A 20397-nucleotide genomic window follows, 5' to 3' on the forward strand; every position below is an offset into this window, starting at 1 on the left:
GAACCAGGAGGAGAAAGATTGATCATGAGAGCAAGGATAAAAAGCACGACCATATGGATAGCAGCGATCGCCATGGCAGCAGCGCTGATGCTGTGCCTGACCGCCTGCGCATCCTCGTCTAACAGCACTGCGGCAGCGGAGCCCGATCCTCAGGAAGATGCCACGCAGCCGAACGGGGAATTCGGCAACGCCGTGGTGGTGTACTTCACTGGTACCGGCAACACCGAGAAGGTAGCTGCATACATCGCTGAGGACACGGGGGCCTCGACGTTTCAGATTACCCCGGAAGACCCCTACACCATGGAGGATCTTGATTGGACGACGGACGGCAGCCGGGTCAACCGGGAGCATGATGATGAGAGCTTGCGCAATGTGCCCCTGACCACCACGGAAGTACCGGGCTGGGATAGCTACGACACCGTGTTCATCGGATATCCCATTTGGTGGAGCATCGCCGCATGGCCTGTCGACAGTTTCGTGAGTGCCAACGACTTCACTGGCAAGACAGTGATCCCCTTCTGTACTTCTACCTCTTCTTCCATCGGCGAGAGCGGTGAGCTGCTTGCTGAACTTACAGGCACCGGCGATTGGCTGGAGGGCCATCGCTTTTCCCAGATCGCCACTGCCGAAGACGTGAGTCAGTGGCTTGAGAGCCTCTGAAGACGGTCCGGCGTGTACACGGTCGACACTGCGATATCGGAGGTTAAGAACGATCCCGCCTTCAAGGGGAAGGGCCGATTGCTCTTCCCCGTCGACCAAGGCTATATGGGCGGCAACACCTTGGGCAACATTAGTCTTGCCTGGTACAGCTACATCGATCCCAACGAGACCGTGGCGGTGATGAATACCCTGCGCGACGAGGCGCAGGAGGGCGTTCCCGTCATCTTGGACATTTACACGGAAGAGGCGATAGCTCGCGATCCGAGCAAGGCGGATACGGGGCTCATCTTCTTCCGCGGAAAAGAAGGCGCAAGGACGGCCATCTGCAACGCCGGAGGAGGCTTCGCCTATGTGGGCGCCATCCATGACAGCTTCCCGGTTTCCTATGAACTCTCGAAGATGGGATATAACGCGTTCGCCCTCATCTACCGCCCTGGTGCGCAGACCGCCTGCGAGGACCTGTCCCGAGCAATTGCCTACCTTTTCGAGCACGCCGACGGGCTGCAGATCGACATGAACGGCTACTCGCTCTGGGGCGGCTCTGCCGGGGCGCGCATGGCGGCATGGGTGGGTACCTACGGCACTCAAGCGTTCGGTGAGCGCGGCTATCCCAAGCCCGCCGCCGTCATCATGGAGTACACGGGATTCTCAGGGGTCGCAGGCGTGGAGCCTCCCACCTACAACGTGGTGGGCACCTCCGACAGCATCGCTGATTGGCGCGTCATGAGCAACCGCATCAAGCGCATCAAGGCCAACGGCACAGACGCTGAGATCGAGGTGTTCGAGGGGCTGCCGCACGGTTTCGGGCTGGGCACGGGCACCGTCGCCGAGGGATGGCTCGATCGCGCTGTCAGGTTCTGGCAGCGCCATTATAAGGAGTAATTTTGAAGGACTTCACTTTCTACAATCCCGTCACCGCCGTCTTCGGCGATGAGGCCCTCGCGACCTTGCGATGCGCGATAGAGGAAGCTAAGGCGATGATCGTCTACGGCTCCGCTTCTGCACAGAGGAACGGATCCCTGGGGAAGGTGCGCGAGATCGTCACTGAGGCAGGAGCTACCCTAGTCGAGTACGGCGGAGTCTCGCAATGTACCTACGACGCCATCGCTGAGGGCACTGCGCTTGCCCGCAAGGAGCAGGTGCAGGTCGTCATCGGGCTCGGCGGCGCGTCTGCCATGGACACCGCTAAGGCCATCGCCTTCTGCGCGGTGCACGACGACTTCGACAGATACCTGACAGGCGAGCTTGCCCAGCGAAACGACGAGAAGCTGCGCTTGATCCTCGTTCCCACCTATCCCTCCACCGGGTCAGAGGCCAACGGGGTGAGTGACATAATGGGCTATGCGGGAGGCATACACGGGGTGTTCGCCGACTACGCGCTGCTCTACCCGCCTTTCACCTACTCGCTCGACAAGCGCAACACCGCCTACGGGGCAATGGTGATGCTCGCACAGACAGGATACCGCTATTTCACGGACGCGAATCCCATTTCGAGAGGCTGCACCGGCGCTTCGCTTCGCGCCATGCTCGGGGCGTTCGACATCCTTGTCGACAGCCCCGAGGACTACGATGCCCGCGGCACGATGCTCTGGGCGAGCTTCATGGAGACGAGCGGCATGCTCGGCCTTGGCATGGAAGGTAACTGGACTTACAGCATCTTCTCGGCAGCGGGGCTTCTGCGCTTCACGCGGGGCACCGTGTACCGGGAGAACCTCGCCATGGTCTACCCGCGCTGGCTCGTGTTCGCTGCGCGCCACCACCCTGAAGATGTCAGACGTTTCTGCATCGACGTGCTCGGGGCCTCCCCCGACTCAGGCGTTCGCGAGGCGGTCGAGCACGGATACGATCGTTCCATGGGCATCCTCCGGCGAGGCTGCCTTCCGACCACCCTTTCGGACATCCCGACCTTCGACGAGGTCGCTGATGCGACCCATAAGGTGAGCAGCCGGGAGTTCACGGTGGAGGAATACTACGAGATGGTCAGAGCCTGCGGAACGGAAGCGTTTCCCGGGCTAGTCGACGACTAGGCAAAGAAAGCGAGTACGGCAATCGGGATTCTTGGCAAAAGCGGCGTCGGACATATAACTGGGCTCTTCGCAAAGAAGGCCTAACTCAGTCGCCTTGTGCTGTTAGAACAGAGACAGCATCGAGCAGTGTCTGCACCTTGGCCGACGGCTCGGGCGCATGCATGATCCCGAAGGGTACCTCGTAGCCCCACGCGACCGGCTTGCAGGAAAGAAGCGGATGCACATCCTTCCACGGGTCGATGGCGACCAGCAGCGCACCCTCCTCTTCGCAGCGGTTGAACATGTCCACATTGATGAACTCGTACTCCTCCACCTCGACGGGGATCCCGCTCGCGCGCAGGTCGTCTGCAACGGCGTCGGTCACATGGTTCCAGCCGCGCTGGTTCACCAGGACCTTCTGGTCCGCGAGATCCTTGAGCTCCAGAACTTCTTTCGAGGCAAGCGGATGACTCGAGGAGAGCATGAGGCGCAAGGGCTGGCGAGAGAGTTCCAGAGCCGCGCACCTGCGGCTGGCGAGGAAGTCGTCATCGAAGACACCAGCCACTATGTCGATATCTTCGCCGAGGTTCGCCAGGATGCGCCGAGCGTTTTCTGGAGTGTTCTCGAAGATGACGAGCTTGAGGGTGGAGTTCGGAAGCTCCCGCGAGATCATAGGCCACATGTCACTGAAGAACCCGCTCGGCGTCATGGGGGAAGAGCCTATGCGGATCACGTTGCGCTCGGCATCGTTTGCCTTGCGGGCGCGCTCTGCAGCTTCATCGCACGCTCGGATGATGTGGCGGGCATCGGAGAGCAGCGACTTGCCCGCGGAGGTGAGCGTGAGACCCTGGTGAGTCCGGTTGAAGAGCGTGGCCCCCAGGTTCGACTCCAGGATGTTCATCTGCTTGATGACGGCGGTCGGCGATATGTAGAGGGCGCTCGCGGCCTTCGAGAAGCTGCCGAGCTCCGCTACCTGTATGAACGTGTCGAGCTGATGGTTGTACATGCGTGACCTTGCGAGTGGGATTTCCTGACAGCACAATTATACCGCTATAACCCTTGGGTTCTAAGACCATCACATCTTTAGACTTCCGATGAAGCAGTACTCGGTGCATCATTGGGGTTGTGAAGGAATCTATCCAGAAAGGCATGACATGGAATACGTGGAACTCAATAACGGGGTCAAGATGCCCCAGCTCGGCTTCGGGGTGTTCCAGATCCCCGACGCAGCGGAGTGCGAGCAGGCGGTACGCGACGCGGTGGAGGTCGGCTACCGATCGTTCGACACGGCTGCCTCCTACGGCAACGAGGAGGCGCTCGGTCGCGCCCTTCTCACCTGCGGAGTGCCAAGAGATGAGCTCTTCGTTACCACGAAGCTCTGGATCAGCGACGCGAGCTACGAGGGCGCAAAGGCGGGATTCGCCCGTTCCCTCGAAAGGCTCGGTATGGATTACATCGACCTGCACCTCATCCACCAGCCGCTCTCAGACTACTACGGGGCATGGCGGGCCATGGAGGAGCTCTATGAGGAGGGCGTAGTGCGCGCCATCGGCGTGGCGAACTTCTACCCGGACCGCTTAGCGGACCTCATCGCCTTCAACAAGATCGAACCCGCGGTGAACCAGGTGGAGTGCAACGTTTTCTTCCAGCAGTGGCAAGCCCAGGACTATATGACCTCCAAGGGCGTGCAGATGGAGGGATGGGCTCCCTTCGCCGAGGGGCACAACGACCTGTTCCACAACGAGACCCTGAGCGCCATCGGCGAGGAGCACGGCAAGAGCGTTGCTCAGGTGGTGCTCCGTTGGCAGCTACAGCGTGGCATAGTATGCATACCCAAGTCGGTTTCCAAGGAACGCATGGCCCAGAACTTCGACGTGTTCGACTTCGAGTTGACCGATGAGGACATGGCTAAGATACGCTCGCTCGACGAGGGAGAGAGCTCCTTCTTCGATCATCGCGACCCCCATGTGGTGGAGAATCTCGCCGGTCTGGTGAGGAACGTCTAGCTGGCTTCAACCCTAGGGTTGGGTCAAGAGAACCCATCGAGACTTCCGCCAAGGCGTTTTTCCGCGCACCATATACCTGTACCAACAGAATCGAAAGGACGAACCATGTCAGATACACCATACGAAGAGCGCGAGTTCGTTTCCGTGGAGGGTAACCCCTTCGGGCTCGTCTACAAAGGAGCCATCACCGAGAACGTCGATGGCGCAGTGAACATCCACGCCATCAAGTATCCCTACCGAGACTTCTACGCCGTGGCCAACGTCTACACCCCTGCAGGCTACGATCCCGCCGGAAGCTACCCGGCAGTGGTCGTGGCGCACCCCAACGGCGGCATGAAGGACCAGGTTGCGGGCAACTACGCCCAGAAGCTCGCCGAGAACGGCTACATAGCGCTCGCCTTCGACGCGGCCTACCAGGGCGAGAGCGGCGGCGAGCCTCGCTGCCTCGATCGACCCGCTAACCGCGTGGAGGACATCCACCGCGCATGCGACATCATCATGCAGTACCCTGGCGTTGATCGCAATCGTGTGGCGGCGCTCGGCATCTGCGGAGGCGGCGGTTACACCTTCAAGGCGGCCCAGACTGACAAGCGCTTCAAGGCAGTGGCGACGCTGTCGCTGTTCAACTCCGGCGAGGTGCGCCGCGAGGGATTCCGCGGAAGCCAGGTTGACTCCATCCAGGATCGCCTCGCCGCCGCGTGCCGGGCACGTCAGGACGCGGCCGAGGGGCAGGCTCCTGCGCTCACGCCCAACATGTGCGAGACCGCTACGCCCGAGCAGGCCGACGCCATGCCCTACGACCTCTATCGCGAGGGCTACTATTATTATGGCCGCGACGCCGCGAAGGCCGGCAGTACCTTCAGCTACACGGTGTCGAGCCTCATGGAGCTTGCGGCTTGGGACGCCCGCCAGGGAGCCGAGCTTATCAACGTGCCGCTGCTCATGATGATGGGAAGCCACGCCGACACCGGCTACATGACCATTGACTGCTATGAGGCAGCCGTGAACGCCCCCGTGCGAGAGATCTTCGAGATCCCTGGCGCGACCCACATCCAGACCTACTGGAAGCCGGAGTACGTCAAACAGGCTACTGACAAGCTTGTCGAGTTCTTCGGCAACAACTTGTAAGGAGACATCAATGAGCATCCTATTCATATGCGGCGGCGAGAAGGACGGCAATACCTCCGCGCTCGGTCGCGAACTTTTGGCGGGTCACGATTTCGATCAGATCGACTTGGTGGACTACAAGGTCTACGACTACGGTCAGCACTTCGACGACGATCAGTTCGACGAGGTGCTAGCGCGCTTCAAGCAGGCCGACACCATCGTGCTGGGGTCTCCCGTGTACTGGCACGACCTCTCGGGCATGGTGCGCAACCTGCTCGACCGCTTCTATGGACCTGTTCCCGAGGGGAGCATGGCGGGCAAGCGCCTATTCTTCGTCTTCCAGGGAGCAGCCCCCACACCTGCGATGCTGGAGCGCGCTGAGTATACTGTGAACCGCTTTGCCGGGCTCTACGGCATGGAGTACATGGGCATGGCCACGAACGCGCGCGAGGCGTCGGAGTTGGCGAAGGAGCTATAGGCCCTTTATCGCTTTTTTCACAGAGAACCCTAGTTCAGACCTACTGCGCCAATTTGGCGCAGTAGGGTTTCGCATCCTTCGCTCATGGTTAATTCGCGGTAGCCCAGGCTGCTATTTTGATAAGCGCTCGCCGCAGCTACAACAGTCTGCTGAACGCAGCGTCCCTTCTGTGGATTGCCGAGGCCGTAGGTATAGATGAGCTCACAGTGCGTCGCGCCTACGAGGCAGCCGTTGCCGCCGGTGACTCGTACCACACCTTGAAGAGCTTGCAACCGAGCCATGCGAACAGAATGGAGGACACCCCTGCGAACGCCCCCAAGATCAAGCAGGCGGCAGGTCCTCCGACAGCGCTTGCGGCATAGCCTGCTCCTAGTAGCGCATGGGCGATCGCGCCTGAGACGAGGGCGACTGCGAGCGCGCCGCCGCTCATGAACTTGACCCTGACCGTTGCGTAAATAACGAGCGCAACCAGAGGCAAGAACAAGAACGTGCCAGTCCAGAAGCCCGGATTCAGACTCAAGGGCATCATGCCGCTCAGCGTGCCCAGGCAATGCATGAGGCCGTTCACCAAGATGAACCCGTAGGGCGCAAGGCCGATAACGGGATTGCGACGGCATATCCACGCCGAGAGAGGCACCCCAATCCACACCAGCGCGATGTTCACGAGCGGAAAGTAGGCCAAGGGCAGGTTCGATAGGTCCATGACGCTCCCCGCGTTCGCGAACACCTGGTCGATGATGAGGAAGGACCCATCGACCATGTTGAGGGCGTACTCCTCGAACTGGTGGACCAGGTACGCGGGCATCGCGCACCAGGCGAGCCAAACTGGGTCGAGCCAGCGCTTGCCACTGTTGCTGCGAAGCAGGTCGGTGCCGAAGAGGAGCACGAGCATGATCGCCGCCATGCCGAGTCCCATCCATGGCCAAGCGTAGAAGAACTGCCCTGCGAGATCCATAGTCGTCCTTTCAGATTTTTGCTATAGCTAAAGTATAATGTCGTTACTGTTATGGAAAAATCGAAGGATGGGGCGATTCGTTACCGTTATGGGCAGGCCGCGGAAAGATAGCACGGAGCCGAGCGCTCGCGAAAGGATCATCTCGGCATTCTGGGAGCTGCTTGACGAGATGCCCTACCCTGAGATAAAGGTGTCTGCGCTGCTGCGCCGATCGGGAGTGTCGCCCAACACCCTCTACCGCCATTTCGACGGCTACGATGCGCTCGTGGAGACCGCGCTGAACGAGGCTCTGGATGCGCGCCTCGCGAGCGCCATGGTCTCTGGGGAGGCCTGGGCCAGCGCTCTCGCGCCGGATGCTGCCGCGCGCTTCAGGCGCGTCGCGCTCTTCGCCTCCGATAGGTCGGGTATCCTGCCGAGCATCCTAAAGCGCTCGCTCAAGGAATTGTGGATGAAGGAGATGGGCTTGCGCCAGGAATCGCTGGATGCCCTGACGGCCCTGGAGCTCGACTTCATGTTCGCTGGGGTGGTTGAGATGCTGGGGCGTATCGGGCGCGGCGACCTCCATGCCGATCAAAGCGTAGCACAGCGTTTCTTCGAGCGCCCCTTGGGTACCGGCATCTTAGAGACGATGAGGTCGATCTCTTCCTCAAGTGAATAGCTCGCGGCTTGTATTTCAGCAAACCCAGTTCAGATCCACTGCGCCCCGTCGCTTAGTTTCATGAGTGTCTCAATGCAGATATCTCTTGGCGATGGTATATGGTCGTATGCGCCAACCTCTACCATCGAGACCATCATCTCGTCGCTCAGCTCCGTCAGCTGAAAAAGGGTGTTGGCAGTACGTTTATTCATATTACTGACATTCAGTCAACTATAATGATCGCATGAAACTCCGCTGGATCGACATCCGCTACAACGAAAGGAACCGCCATGAAGGTTTATCTGATCAACGCGCATCTGCCCTACCCGAACTGGTCAGAGGGAGAGCTGAACGCATCCTGCCAGAGCGTTGCTAAGGAATTCTTCCTCTCTCGCGGAGACGAAGTGGTGGAGATCCATATCGCAGACGGCTACGACCCCGAGGTAGAGGCGCAGAAGTGGCTCGATGCCGACGCCGTAGTACTCCAGACCCCCATCAACTGGTTCTCCGCTCCCTGGATCTGGAAGAAGTACGAAGACGAGGTCTTCAACGTGGGGCTTCACCGCGAGACGTTCCTAACTGGCGATGGCCGCACGCGCCATGACCCCTCCAAGCAGTATGGCTCGGGCGGCCTGATGGCCCCGCGCAAGGTCATGGTCTGCACTACGATGAACGCTCCCCGTGAGGCTTTCGACAATCCTACGAACCCCACATTCCAGGGCCGTTCCTGCGAGGACATGCTCTCCGACATCACCGACACCTTCCGCTTCTGCGGCATGGAGGTACTACCCAGCTTCGCCATCTACGACATCTTCAAGAACCCCGAGATAGAAAAGGGGCTTGATGACTACCGCAAGCACCTTGAGAAGCATTTCGCTTAGGGAGTGCGTGCGTCGAGAGCATCCGCCTCGAGGCAACTTCCCTCAGACTCGGTGCGGCTTAGCTCCTAAAAGAGCGGCTGCTACTGGCTAACTTTCCTTTGAAAAGAGGCCCGCAAGGATGTTCGCGAATTCCTCTACCAGAGGGCTTGTCCTATTCTTCAGCCAGAACGCGTAATAGCTTTGGGATGTTTGGCATCCCTTGGCATCAACGAGCGGGATGCGCTTGACGATGGTACCAGATGCCCCAGTTTTCTGGCGAGCTTCTATGGGCATGAAGCCATGGTTGCCCGCTACCAGCATCCGTCCTTCCTCGCGAGATCCGACGAACCGAAACTCGCAATCGAAGTTAAGATGGTCGCGGTAATAAGCGCGCTCCACTTCCGCCATTTCGGGCGCGGCTATGAGGATGGCACACTTACCCTTGAGATCCTTGACCGAAACGGCATCGAGCTTCGAGAGCGGGTCGACCTCTGATATCTCCACGTACCCGTATCCCGTCATGAGGTGCAGGTTCACGAAGTCCTCGGAAAGCTCGCGGCGTTGGTCGTTGAACACGAGGTCCGCTTCTCCGCTCATAACCATGTTGTAGAGCTCGTCATGGCTGCCGCCGCAAACGTTGATCTCTATGTGGGGATGGCGCGCAGCGAAAGCCGCCACAGCTGCCTGCACCTCCCAGCCGTCGTAGCGGTTGAGATATCCGACGGTGAGGCTCGTGGCATAGCCGTTAGCGATGCTCTCGACCTCGAAGCGCAGATCGTCGAGCTGCGACAGGATATCCGAGCCTTTGCGATACAAGGTCTGACCCGCAGGTGTGATGGTGAAACTGCGGCCTTTGCGCTCCAGCAGCTCGACTCCCAGTTCCGCTTCCAACGCCTTGACTTGCTGAGAGATAGCGGACTGGGACACGAACTGTTCTTCGGCGGCTTGCGTGAAGCTGCCATGGTGGCATACCGCACAAAAGTATTCGAGCTGCCTTATGATCATGAAGGCCTTCCTGTTCATAAGCTACGCTAATGATTATCAGTAGCAATTGGAATTGTTCATTAGCATCACCAATTCTACTATAGACCCATAAAACAACGACAGGTCTTCTTTTGAGAGGAGTCAGAATGGAAAACGCCAACACTTGGCTCATCACTGGCGTGAGCTCCGGATTCGGCAACGAAATGACTCGCCAACTGCTCGAGGCGGGCAAGACGGTCATCGGCACCGTGCGCAGTAAGGACAAGGTGGAAGAGCTCATCGAAAAATACCCCGACACCTTCGACTGCGTAATCTTAGACGTGACCGACGTTCCTGCCGTCCACTCCGTCATCAATGAGGCCTTCGAGCGTCACGGGCGCATCGACGTCATCGTGAGCAACGCAGGCTACGGCCTCTTCGGGGCCGCCGAGGAGCTTTCCGATGCCGACATCGACAAGATCATCGCCACCGACCTCACGGGCTCTATCCAGGTGATCCGCACGGCGCTCCCCCATTTGCGCGCGCAAGGCGGCGGACGCATCATCCAGGTGTCCAGCTATGGCGGGCAGGTGGCATTCGCATCCAACAGCCTCTACCACGCCTGCAAGTTCGGCATCGAGGGCTTCTGCGAGTCAGTGGCCCAAGAAGTCGCCAAGTTCAACATCGGCGTTACCATCGTGGAGCCAGGCGGCGCTCGCACCGAGTTCCGCTACGGCAGTGCTCATGTGGCGAACCTCATGCCCGAGTACGACCACGTGCACGGCTTTTTGAACATGCTCGACCCGTCCAAGGGCTTGGCTGCAGGCGATCCTGCGAAGATGGCTGCACGCATGATCGAGTCAGTGACCATCGAACCTGCCCCGCTTCGCCAGGTGTACGGAAGCCAAGCTTTGCGCGATACTATCAATCGCCTGGAAGAGCGCGTCGCTGATTACAAGACGCAAACCAAATTAGCCGCTTCCACCGATTTCCCTGAAGGAGAGTAACCATGACCTATCAAGCTCGCATCACGCCCGAGGCGCAAGATTTTCACGAGAAGATGTTCCCGGGTTATAAGAGCGATTTTCTTCGCACTGACCCCGAGTTCATCGAACGCTTCGACAACTTCGCCTTCGATGAAGTTGTAGCCCAGGTGGAGCTTGATGACGAGACGCGCTACCTTGGGTGGCTCTCGACTCTTTTAGGCTGTCAGGGCATCGACGAATACCGCGCCATCCTGCCCGCAGCCCTGCGCAACGGTATCTCCCCCGTGCAGGCCAAGGAGATCGTCTACCAGGCAGTGGCATACCTTGGCATCGGGCGCGTGCTCCCATTCCTGAAGGCAACCAACGAGATCCTGGAGGCCGAAGGAGTGGAGCTTCCGCTTCCCGAACAGGCGCACTCCGAGCCCACGCGAGATAGCCGCATGGCCGCAGGTGAGCAAGCACAGATCGACATATTCGGTGAAGGCATGCGCGGCTATAAGGACAAGGGCGATCCCGACTATCCGTGGATCAACGAGTGGCTTGTAGACAACTGCTTTGGCGATTGGTACACCCGCGGCGGCCTTGACCTGAAGCAGCGCGAGATCGTTACCTTCTGCTACATCGCCGCCCAAGGCGGTTGCGATGCTCAAGCGAAGGCTCATGCGGCAGCGAACATCTCGGTGGGCAACACCAAGGAACTGCTCATCCGCGTGGTGTCGAGCAACCTGCCCTTCATCGGCTACCCGCGCACGCTGAATGCGCTCGCGGCCATCGAGGAAGCCACGAAGGCGTAAAGGTTTCGACAGACTTGATCATCAAGAAAGGAACAACTATGACTAAGAAAGTGACCATAATCGGTGCGACCGGCTCGATCGGGCGCACGGTGACCGAATACCTGCTTGAGAACTCCAACGATGAGATGGTACTGTTTGCGCGCTCCGCGAATCACATCAAGATCGAAGACCCGTCGCGTGAGACAGCTATGGCGGGAGACGTCCGCAATGTCGCCGAGCTCGACGCGGCGATCGCTGGAAGCGATGCGGTCTTCGCTGCACTCTCGGGCGATCTTGCCAGCATGGCGCGCGACATCGTGGCATCCATGGACCGCACGGGCGTGAAACGCCTCATCTTCATCTCGTCTATGGGTATCTACAACGAGATCCCCGCATGGGGCGCGGACGGAAACCTGGAGTACAACCCAATGCTCTCCACCTACCGCGAGGCTGCTGACATGATCGAAGCATCTGACCTCGACTACACCGTCATCCGACCCGGCTGGTTCACGAGCGGCCCCGTTGACTACGAGGTCACGCGCAAGGGCGAACCCTTCGGCGGTCACGACGTATCCCGTAAGAGCATCGCCGACCTGGTCATGAAGTTGATCGCCGACCCAGCCCTCTACGCACACGACAGCGTTGGCATCAATACCCCGAATTCATAGGACGGCGGATGATGTCCCAAGATGCGCTCGCCCGCTATAAGAAGGGAACAGACGAATACGAGTGCGCGCGGCTCTACGACGAGCTATGCGCATACTCCATGGATAAGGATGGAGAGGGTATCCGACGCCTCTGCGCCGGGGACTACGCTCTCATCCACATGACCGGGATGGTGCAGACGAGGGACGAGTACATCGCGGCCGTGCTGGACGGCACGCTGAACTACTACTCAACGGAGCATGATTCCATCGACGTGGAAGTCGCGCCCGATGCCGCAACGGCGAGGATTCGCGGACGCTCACGCATCAATGCAGCGGTCTTCGGGGGCGGCCGCAACACCTGGCGACTCCAGCAGGACCTGCGCGCCGAGAAGCGGGACGGTCGCTGGGTGCTGGTCGAATCCCGCGCCTCGACCTATTGAGATGCAAACGGAAGGAGACATGATATGAAGAAGCAAGAGCTCGGACAGGGGTTGGCGGTCTCCGCGGTCGGAATGGGGTGCATGGGGCTCTCCCACGCCTACGGCAAGCCGACCGATGAGAAGGAGGCAATCGACCTCATAAGGCTCGCCGTGGAGGAGGGCTGTACGTTCTTCGACACGGCGGAGTGCTACGGAACACCCGAAGACCCGCACCATAACGAGCGCATCGTCGGAGAGGCGCTCGCGCCGTACCGCGACCAGGTGATCATCGGCACGAAGTTCGGACTCGGTTTCGACCTGAACGACGGGCGTGTGAACCATGCGCTCGTGCCCGACGCGCGCCCCGAAGTGATACGCTCCTCCGTCGAGGGCTCGCTCAAGCGCCTCAAGACGGACCACATCGACCTGTACTACCAGCACCGCCAGGATCCGAACGTGCCTGTGGAGGAGGTTGCCCAGGTGATGAGCGACCTCATTCGAGAAGGCAAGGTGCTTCATTGGGGGCTTTCCGAGGTCGATGAGGACGTTATCCGACGTGCGCATACGGTGTGTCCGCTTGCGGCGGTGCAGAACCGCTACTCCATGATGGCGCGCCACTACGAGACCATCTTCCCGATCCTTGAAGAGCTCGGCATCGGCCTTGTTGCGTTCAGCCCCATGGCAAACGGGCTGCTCACGGGAGCCTATGGCAAGGGAAGCAGCTTCGAGAAGGACGGCACTGACTATCGTGCGGTCATGCCGCAGTTCACTGATGAGGCCATGGAGCAGAACGCGGGCCTGTTCGCGCTCCTAAATGATCTCGCGAGCGAGCACGATGCGACACCGGCACAGATATCCCTCGCATGGATGATCTGCAAGAAGCCATGGATCGTGCCCATCCCTGGAACCAGAAAGCCCGAGAGGCTCCGAGAGAACCTAGGGGCTGCGAGCATAGACCTGAGCCCGGACGAAGTGGCCGCCATCGACGAGGCGCTCGATTCGATGGAGATGTCCGAGGTCTTCGGCGGTTCCCCGACGAACTAACCTTGAACAAGGATCTCGCTTGAGAACGCTTTCCCTTGTTGGAGAAGCTGAAAGCGCATTCCGGCACGAACATCCTCATCGAAGCCACCTCTCTCGGATCGCAGCATCTTGTACTCACATACCGCGAAAATGCCTTCCGTATGCCACGCGCAACATCGGGGCCACCCAAAACCAGGCGCAAAGCCGATTCTCGGGCGGCCCTTACAGATTTCAGCCTAACGTAGGGCTGTTGCCATGGGACAAGGTGTATTCTTTGTACGTACTTGCATAGAGTGCGCCTTGCTGATATCGGTCGGCGCCCATCAGGAACGGAGTGCCCGTGATTTCTTTCTACAAGTCTCGCAACGGAGTGGTTGAGCAGGTTGAAGGCCTGGAGAAGGGTTGCTGGGTGAATGTGCTGGAGCCCACCTCCGAAGATCGCCAGTGGCTTTTGGATACTTTGGGTATTGTGCCCGAATTCATCAAGGATGCCCTCGACGACGAAGAGACATCCCATGTGGACGTGGATGAAGACACAGGCCAGACCCTCGTCATCGTCGACTGCCCCTTCCCTGAGGACGAAAACGAGGCAGTGGACTCATCCGTGAAGCAGTACGACACCCATCCCCTTGCGTTCATCTTCCTGCAGGAGAAGGATTGCTTGGTGACGCTGTCCCTGCGCCCGAACGACATCCTGGACGATTTTGCGGAAGGGAAACACCGAGACGTACACACGGGCCGCTACACGCAGTTCCTGCTGAAGGTTCTCCTGCGCATCGTGCAGCGCTACGTGTCATGCCTGCGCTCCATCAACCGTCAGATCCGTGAATACGAAAGCACACTACGCCGCACCATGCAGAACTCCGAGCTCATGAAGATGCTCGGTTTGGAGAAATCACTCGTTTATTTCTCCACGTCGCTGCAGGGCCTGGAGGACACGGGTGCCCGAGTGCGCCACGGTCGCGCCATCCCGCTATACGACGACGACCGCGACCTCATCGATGACGTGCGCATCGAGATAGCACAAGCAAGCGAAATGTGCTCCATCTACACGTCCATCTTGGAGGGGGTCATGGACACCTTCTCCAGCGTCATCAGCAACAATCTGAACCACACCATGAAGACGCTCACCATTATCACACTGATCCTGTCCATCCCCACCATCATCTTCAGCTTCTACGGCATGAACGTGGAAGGGCTGCCGCTCGTCCAATGGGCATGGGTCCCCGTGGCAGTGGCCGCCGTCCTCTGCGCCGTGGCCACGCTGATCCTGCACTTCGGGAAGTTCTTGAAGTAAGCTACCATGGTCTCGTAAGATCGATCGCGAACAAGGGTTAGTGTAAGCTCGTAAAGGCAACAGGTCGTGGCAACTACTGCGAACATATCCACAAAGATCCGTCTGAAACCAGCAGTTTCTGCACACGAGATGCACGGGCACGCGCCCAAGTCCGCACCCGACACCTGGATCTTCAACGCAGAAGCTGTTTCCACGCTCCTGATCGCCGCATGGTATATCTTCGGCGTATTCATCGCTTTAGGAATTGTTCCGGCAAATTCGTTCCATGCCTGGGGCAGCACCTGGATCATCCCGCTGCTTCTCGGCGTGTTCTATTTCGGCGCTGGACTGCTCTTTCAGCGCTACCAAAAGGTGACGGATATTTGCAGCTGGGCGAACTACATGAAGCGCGAAGTGATCGTGCTGCTCGTGCCGTTCTTCGCGTTCACTATCCTTACGCTGGCCACAGGAAGCCTGATGGCATTGCAGCCTGAACTGATGCGCTCAGGGCTCATCGAGGCGGCTCCAGGGCTCACTGCAGAGAACTTCATCCATGCAGCGTTCATACAGCCAGTCGGACCAGTGGGATATTTCATCGTGCTGCTGGGATTCTTCGTGGTCACACGCACACCGCAGACTACGCGCGGCATGGGCGTACTGATCGCCTTGGGGCTTATGGTGAAAACCGTGGCGGTCGTGCTGGCCGACACGAACGAAAGCCTCTTCATCCCCTACTACATCATGCAGATGATGGACAACTGGATCTGGTTCATCTTAGGTATAGCACTGCAATTCTTCAAGCTGGACCAAAAGCTTACGAAAGGGGTGGCAGCATGCGCAGTAGTGGCTTTCTTCGCAGTTGGTGCAGCACTTTTCGTATTCAATATCACCGAAGCCGCCTGCCTGAGCGTTCTAACGGCGCTTGGTCTTTTGAGCTTTTACGCGCTCTCGGCTACGCGATTCGAAAACGGAGCTCAGAACAAGTTCTTCGGCTTCGTCACGCAATACACCATGGCAATCTGGCTGATGCATGAAATATTGGCGGAGCTCGTATTCTTCGCCCTGTTCGCCTGCGGATTCTCACCCATTGGGGCGTTTGCTTGCGATGGCGGGTGGGGCATCGTCTGCGCCGCCGCCTGCATACTGGCTTGCTACCCTCTTGCGGTGTTGGTCATGGCCGCCCTCTCCCGTATTTGGAAGCTGGGCTTCATCGTCTACCCCGCACGATACCTTCCCGCGAAATAGCCTCACCCTACCGCGCTATGCAACGCTGACCTGGCGAAAGACCTCGGCGCTACTGATCAAGATAGGCTAACTTGATGCGGAGGATTCGTCTTAAAGCCGTGTGCACCTGATCCCAGGTCACTGTTCCATCTTCAAGCGCCGCCTCAAGAGCCGCCAGCGCAGCTGAAAGACTATCGGGCATAAGGAGCAGATCGCAACCTGCTTGCAGTGCCATCACGCAGGCTTCATCCGTGGAATAGAAGTCAGCGATGGCATCCATCTGGAGCGAGTCAGAAATAGCAATACCTTTGAAGTTAAGCTGGTTACGCAGAAGGTCGGTGACTATCGCGCTCGAAAGGCACGCAGGCGTTTCATCCCCCACCACTTCAGGCAGCGAAAGATGACCCACCATCACTAACGGAACGCCCGCCTCGATCGCGGCCTTGAACGGCACCAGCTCGGTCTCTTCCAGCTGCTCAAGGGTACCGTTGTAGAAGATGCGTTCATCATGACTATCCCCCACTGCAGCACCGATGCCCGGGAAATGCTTCGCACTGCACAGCACGCCCGTATCGGTAAAGCCCATCACCTGTGCAGCCACCATCTTGGCAACCTGTTCTGGATCGCTACCGAACGAACGCTTGCGCATCGTATTGCTTTCGGGATTGTTAGCAACATCGCACACAGGGGCGAAATCGGTATTGAAGCCAAGATCCCTCAAATAACCACCAATATATTCAGCAGCCTCTTGCGCTTGAGCCGGATCGCCCGTAGCGCCGATGTCTGCCATGTTGCCCACATTCTCTGCAGAGAATCCGCTCTTGCCCGCGATGCGCACCACCGTGCCGCCTTCTTCATCAACGCACAAGAAAGGCGGGATCCCACTAGCGGCGATGCTGGAGTCGAACGTGCCGTTCAGCATGGCAGATGCTTGCGCTTCGTTGGCAAGATTCTTCGCGAAATAGACCACCCCGCCAACAGGAAAGGTCTCTAGTGCTTGTTGGGTAGCCTCGCCTGCTTGAGTGACCGCGCCCTTCACGTCCATGAGCGTTTCAGGAGTGACCACGAACAGCTGACAGAGCTTCTCGCGGTCAGACAAGCTCTCGATCAATTCATCGACCTGACGGTCCAGATCGCTCAAGCTTCGATCCTTCGTTGCAAGGCCCAGATAGTCTTCTTCAGCGGCTGCCTCATCACGTGATGAACAACCGAACAACGAAAGGCCTACAACACCCAATGCCGCGCCACCCGCAAGTCCCAAAAAACTACGGCGAGACACCGCACTAGACGAAGCCGTCAGATTCAAATCTACGTTACATTCGCTCGAACGCCAGGCACCTGTCTTGTTTCCCGAAAACCCCACGACACCTACCTTGCCCGCTGCTTGCAGTTAGGGCAGTCTTTGCCGCACGTTGCAGGATCGTGTTCGATAGGATATTCAGCCAGTTCGCGCTCCCAATCGAAATCGGGCGGTGGACCCATGGGTAATCCTTCGTCTGAAAGCTCCTGTTCAGGAATGCCATTCCAGAGGAATTCGTCCATCACAACGCGGCCTTCATCGTCGAAGGCAACGCCCTCGTCTTCGAGCAACTTGCGTTGGACCTCTTCCCCGCCAAAAGCAAAACCAGTTGCCATGCGGCCGTCTTTGAACACCACACGATGACAAGGAATGGAATGGGGATCAGTGCCAGGTTCAGGATTCGCACGAAGAGCATAGCCCACATAGCGGGCTGAACGCGGCGCACCGATCAGGCGCGCGACCTGACCATAGGTTGAGACCTTCCCGCGTGGGATATGCTTCACCACGCCGAAGACCCTGTTCGCAAAATCTCCCATTGGAACGTGAAACGCAGGCTTATAGCAGAGCGCCCGAGGAATTGAAGCGATACGTAGTTCCGTCAACGGTATAGGTGCCCGTAGCCATCGCGCCGGAATCCTTCAGGTAATACCACTTGCCGCCAGACTTCAGCCAGCCTGTGGTCATAGCGCCTGAGCTCTGCAGGTGATACCAGGTACCACCGATCTTCTGCCAGCCCGTCTTCATGGCACCTGAACCATTCAGGTAGTACCAGGTATCGTCCACCTGGACCCAGCCAGTCTTCATGGCCCCCGACTCTTCAAGCCAGTACCACTTGCCACCGACCTTCTGCCAGCCGGTCTTCATAGCACCCGAGCCATTTAGGTAATACCAAGTTCCCTTGACCTTCTGCCAGCCAGTCTTCATGGCTCCCGAGCTGTTCAGGTAATACCAAGTGTCGTCAACTTCAGCCCAGCCAGTGGCCATCTTGCCCGTATCGCGCAGGTAATACCATTTGCCTGCGTCCTTGAGCCATTGGGTCTTGAGTGCACCAGAAGGAGTGACGTAGCCCCAGATGCCTTCGAGCTTCTTCCAGCCCTTGCCCGAGACCATCGCGCCGCTCGGCTGCGAATAATACGGCACACCATCGACCACGTACCAGCCAGTCTTCATGTCGCCATTGACCTCATCCAGGTAATACCATGTGGAGCCAAGCTTCTTCCAGCCCGTTGCCATGCTGCCGTCGTCTTCAAGGTAATACCACTTGTTCTTGACCTTCTGCCAGCCATGGAGCATGTTGCCCTCAGCATCGAACAGGTACCACTTCGAATCGATCTTGCCCCATTCGGAGGTCATGCGACCGTTACTGCTCACATACACGCGCTTGCCGTTATAGGTTGCCCAACAGTCCGTAAGCGCAACGCTCGAGCCAGCACTACCTGCTTCGCCGAAGTAGTAGAGCTCACCGTCACTGCCCTCGTGCCAACCCGTGCCCGCATAGGGCAGGCCGTCACGATAGAGGCACGCGTAAGGTGCATGGTTGGTAACTTGAGTGATGATGGTCTGGTCGCCATCAGCATTGGTGCGCACACCATTGGTGGCCAGGTCGACCACGAACGCATCCTGCCCACGCGTGAGCGCAGATGCTGCCTGGAAGTGCTTCACGCCCAGTTCGTTGAGCGCTTTGATGGTCTCTTCGGGCATATTAGCGAAGACACCCGTTTGGACCACCACTGCACGGTCGCTGCCCTGCGACGCCTTCAAGATGGCGCGCAGATAGGCAGGGGTGTTCGAACCCGAATGACCATGATGGCCCATCTTCAGGAAATCGATCTTACCCAGCACCTGAGCCAAGCGATCTTCGTCGCCTACACCGTTGCTATCGCCGTCGGTGTAGTTATTGATATCGCCCGCAAGGAACGCGGTACGACCATTGGGCGCCGTAACCTTGACGCCATAGCAGAAGTAGTTCGCGTCGCGCACCTTGGTGGTCTGATAGGTTTCGTCATAGTTGAAGATCTCGATGGTTGCGCTGCCCAATTTGAATACGGGCGAACCAGTATTCGGATCGGCTGGATCGACCGGGTCAGGGTCAACGGGATCTGGGTCGGGTTCAGGATCGGGATCGATGGGGTCGACTGGGTCTACAGGGTCCACAGGATCAACGGGGTCGGTAGGATCGGTAGGATCGACTGGGTCGGTGCTACCATCACCGTCTTCACCGCCGTTGCCCTCAGTAGTTGCGTTGCCATCACCGTCATCTTTGCCCGTGGAATCGCCTGAGTCTTCGCCGTTACCCTTCTTGTCGTCTCCATCGTCGCCGTCATCGCCGCCAGAAGGTTTGTTGGCATCTTCTCCCTCGTCAGGATCGGTCGGCTTTGCAGGCTTCGTGACCTCACCAGGTTCGATGTAGTTAGGATCAAGGTGCTGGATGAAACGCGCACCATAGGCTTCCTGCGCCCAAGTAGCAGCCGCTACCAGACGGTCGTACACGAACTGGTTATCCCACAGATTCGATGCGCTGGTGATGAAGCTATCGTCGTAAACCGGGGTGTAGATGGTCTTCGGATGGAATTCATGAATGATCTGAGTAGCAGTGCCGATGTGATCGCTATGAGGGTGGGTGCCGATATAGAAATCAAGATTATCCTGGGTCACGCCGATCTTCTTCATGTAAGCGATGACCTGGTCTTCGCGGCCCCAACCTTCAGTGGTGCCAGGACGATGCGGATAGCGGAAATCGGAACCATCAGGGGAAAGCGAGTCTTCGGCGGAGTCCACCATGCCGAAGCGGCCATCGCATTCGATGATGATCGCATCCGTGCTGTCGAGAGGAAGCACGTGAATGCGCACCTGGCCCTTTTCCAGCGTAGGAAGATCTGCCGCTTGCGCCGACTGCGCACCCACTGGGAAGCAGAATGCCAGCGCGAAAGCCATGATGAAAGCGACTGCCGCGATGCAGCCGCGCTTGAAAGTTCGTTGAAGCGTTACCAGGTAACCCAAAACACGTCCTATCATGCCGTCGAGACTTGTAAGAGCGCCTACAAGATCGGCCCACCACCACTTCTGCGCAATGGATC

21 protein-coding genes are annotated in these 20397 nt (G+C 58.5%); 15 read left to right on the forward strand and 6 right to left on the reverse strand.

Going from position 1 to position 20397, the window contains the following annotated elements:
* Positions 1–24 precede the first annotated feature (24 nt).
* Genes NFR25_RS00405 through NFR25_RS00415 form a run of 3 tightly spaced genes read left to right on the forward strand, consistent with a single transcriptional unit; the run spans position 25 to position 2687 of the window.
* Positions 25–660 (forward strand): flavodoxin, encoded by a 636-nt coding sequence (locus tag NFR25_RS00405; protein ID WP_251197556.1) that lies wholly within the window; start codon positions 25–27, stop codon positions 658–660.
* Positions 661–672: 12 nt separating this feature from the next.
* A complete protein-coding gene (locus NFR25_RS00410; protein WP_251197274.1) occupies positions 673–1542 on the forward strand; it encodes an alpha/beta hydrolase in 870 nt (289 codons plus the stop codon).
* Positions 1543–1544: 2 nt separating this feature from the next.
* Positions 1545–2687: an iron-containing alcohol dehydrogenase gene (locus NFR25_RS00415; protein ID WP_251197275.1), complete on the forward strand. Its 1143-nt coding sequence runs from the start codon at positions 1545–1547 to the stop codon at positions 2685–2687.
* A gap of 85 nt (positions 2688–2772) precedes the next feature.
* Here the strand turns inward: NFR25_RS00415 and NFR25_RS00420 are convergent, their stop codons facing one another.
* The gene (locus tag NFR25_RS00420) at positions 2773–3672 is read right to left on the reverse strand and encodes a LysR family transcriptional regulator (protein WP_251197276.1); all 900 of its coding nucleotides are present in this window, start codon (positions 3670–3672) and stop codon (positions 2773–2775) included.
* Between the two features lie 148 nt (positions 3673–3820).
* On the opposite strand from NFR25_RS00420, the gene NFR25_RS00425 reads away from it, so the two are divergent.
* The 3 genes from NFR25_RS00425 (at position 3821) to NFR25_RS00435 (ending at position 6257) form a co-directional block, all read left to right on the forward strand.
* Entirely contained in the window at positions 3821–4672 is an 852-nt protein-coding gene (locus tag NFR25_RS00425) for an aldo/keto reductase (protein WP_251197277.1), read from the forward strand.
* Positions 4673–4777: 105 nt separating this feature from the next.
* Positions 4778–5800 (forward strand): alpha/beta hydrolase, encoded by a 1023-nt coding sequence (locus tag NFR25_RS00430; protein ID WP_251197278.1) that lies wholly within the window; start codon positions 4778–4780, stop codon positions 5798–5800.
* Positions 5801–5810: 10 nt separating this feature from the next.
* Entirely contained in the window at positions 5811–6257 is a 447-nt protein-coding gene (locus NFR25_RS00435; RefSeq protein ID WP_251197279.1) for a flavodoxin family protein, read from the forward strand.
* Between the two features lie 217 nt (positions 6258–6474).
* Here the strand turns inward: NFR25_RS00435 and NFR25_RS00440 are convergent, their stop codons facing one another.
* Positions 6475–7212, reverse strand: a complete 738-nt coding sequence (locus NFR25_RS00440) for an HXXEE domain-containing protein (protein ID WP_251197280.1) — start codon at positions 7210–7212, stop codon at positions 6475–6477.
* A 67-nt stretch (positions 7213–7279) separates the two neighbouring features.
* On the opposite strand from NFR25_RS00440, the gene NFR25_RS00445 reads away from it, so the two are divergent.
* The gene (locus NFR25_RS00445) at positions 7280–7870 is read left to right on the forward strand and encodes a TetR/AcrR family transcriptional regulator (RefSeq protein ID WP_251197281.1); all 591 of its coding nucleotides are present in this window, start codon (positions 7280–7282) and stop codon (positions 7868–7870) included.
* 269 nt (positions 7871–8139) lie between these two features.
* Complete coding sequence (locus NFR25_RS00450; RefSeq protein WP_251197282.1) at positions 8140–8730, forward strand: NAD(P)H-dependent oxidoreductase; 591 nt, start codon at positions 8140–8142, stop codon at positions 8728–8730.
* An 87-nt stretch (positions 8731–8817) separates the two neighbouring features.
* Here the strand turns inward: NFR25_RS00450 and NFR25_RS00455 are convergent, their stop codons facing one another.
* The gene (locus NFR25_RS00455) at positions 8818–9714 is read right to left on the reverse strand and encodes a LysR family transcriptional regulator (RefSeq protein ID WP_251197283.1); all 897 of its coding nucleotides are present in this window, start codon (positions 9712–9714) and stop codon (positions 8818–8820) included.
* Between the two features lie 125 nt (positions 9715–9839).
* On the opposite strand from NFR25_RS00455, the gene NFR25_RS00460 reads away from it, so the two are divergent.
* From NFR25_RS00460 to NFR25_RS00490, 7 genes are all read left to right on the forward strand, one after another.
* Positions 9840–10679, forward strand: a complete 840-nt coding sequence (locus NFR25_RS00460; protein ID WP_251197284.1) for an SDR family oxidoreductase — start codon at positions 9840–9842, stop codon at positions 10677–10679.
* 2 nt (positions 10680–10681) lie between these two features.
* On the forward strand, positions 10682–11452 hold the full coding sequence (locus NFR25_RS00465; RefSeq protein ID WP_251197285.1) for a carboxymuconolactone decarboxylase family protein: 771 nt from the start codon (positions 10682–10684) through the stop codon (positions 11450–11452).
* A 38-nt stretch (positions 11453–11490) separates the two neighbouring features.
* Entirely contained in the window at positions 11491–12099 is a 609-nt protein-coding gene (locus NFR25_RS00470; RefSeq protein WP_251197286.1) for an NAD(P)H-binding protein, read from the forward strand.
* 8 nt (positions 12100–12107) lie between these two features.
* Positions 12108–12518, forward strand: coding sequence for a nuclear transport factor 2 family protein (locus tag NFR25_RS00475; protein ID WP_251197287.1), 411 nt, complete (start codon positions 12108–12110; stop codon positions 12516–12518).
* 24 nt (positions 12519–12542) lie between these two features.
* Entirely contained in the window at positions 12543–13541 is a 999-nt protein-coding gene (locus NFR25_RS00480; RefSeq protein ID WP_251197288.1) for an aldo/keto reductase, read from the forward strand.
* 313 nt (positions 13542–13854) lie between these two features.
* Positions 13855–14817 carry a magnesium transporter CorA family protein gene (locus NFR25_RS00485; RefSeq protein ID WP_251197289.1) on the forward strand — a complete coding sequence of 321 codons (963 nt, stop codon included), beginning with the start codon at positions 13855–13857 and terminating at the stop codon, positions 14815–14817.
* A gap of 66 nt (positions 14818–14883) precedes the next feature.
* The gene (locus tag NFR25_RS00490; protein ID WP_251197290.1) at positions 14884–16041 is read left to right on the forward strand and encodes a hypothetical protein; all 1158 of its coding nucleotides are present in this window, start codon (positions 14884–14886) and stop codon (positions 16039–16041) included.
* A 49-nt stretch (positions 16042–16090) separates the two neighbouring features.
* On the opposite strand, the gene NFR25_RS00495 is transcribed toward NFR25_RS00490, so the two are convergent.
* The 3 genes from NFR25_RS00495 to NFR25_RS00505 are packed head-to-tail and all read right to left on the reverse strand — an operon-like array spanning position 16091 to position 20335.
* The gene (locus NFR25_RS00495; RefSeq protein WP_251197291.1) at positions 16091–17383 is read right to left on the reverse strand and encodes a glycoside hydrolase family 3 protein; all 1293 of its coding nucleotides are present in this window, start codon (positions 17381–17383) and stop codon (positions 16091–16093) included.
* A gap of 5 nt (positions 17384–17388) precedes the next feature.
* Positions 17389–17826, reverse strand: coding sequence for an MGMT family protein (locus NFR25_RS00500; RefSeq protein WP_420840593.1), 438 nt, complete (start codon positions 17824–17826; stop codon positions 17389–17391).
* Between the two features lie 49 nt (positions 17827–17875).
* Positions 17876–20335, reverse strand: coding sequence for an MBL fold metallo-hydrolase (locus NFR25_RS00505; protein WP_251197293.1), 2460 nt, complete (start codon positions 20333–20335; stop codon positions 17876–17878).
* Positions 20336–20397: the final 62 nt, after the last annotated feature.

The organism is Anaerotardibacter muris (assembly GCF_943192915.1).
Classification (GTDB): domain Bacteria; phylum Actinomycetota; class Coriobacteriia; order Coriobacteriales; family Eggerthellaceae; genus Anaerotardibacter; species Anaerotardibacter muris.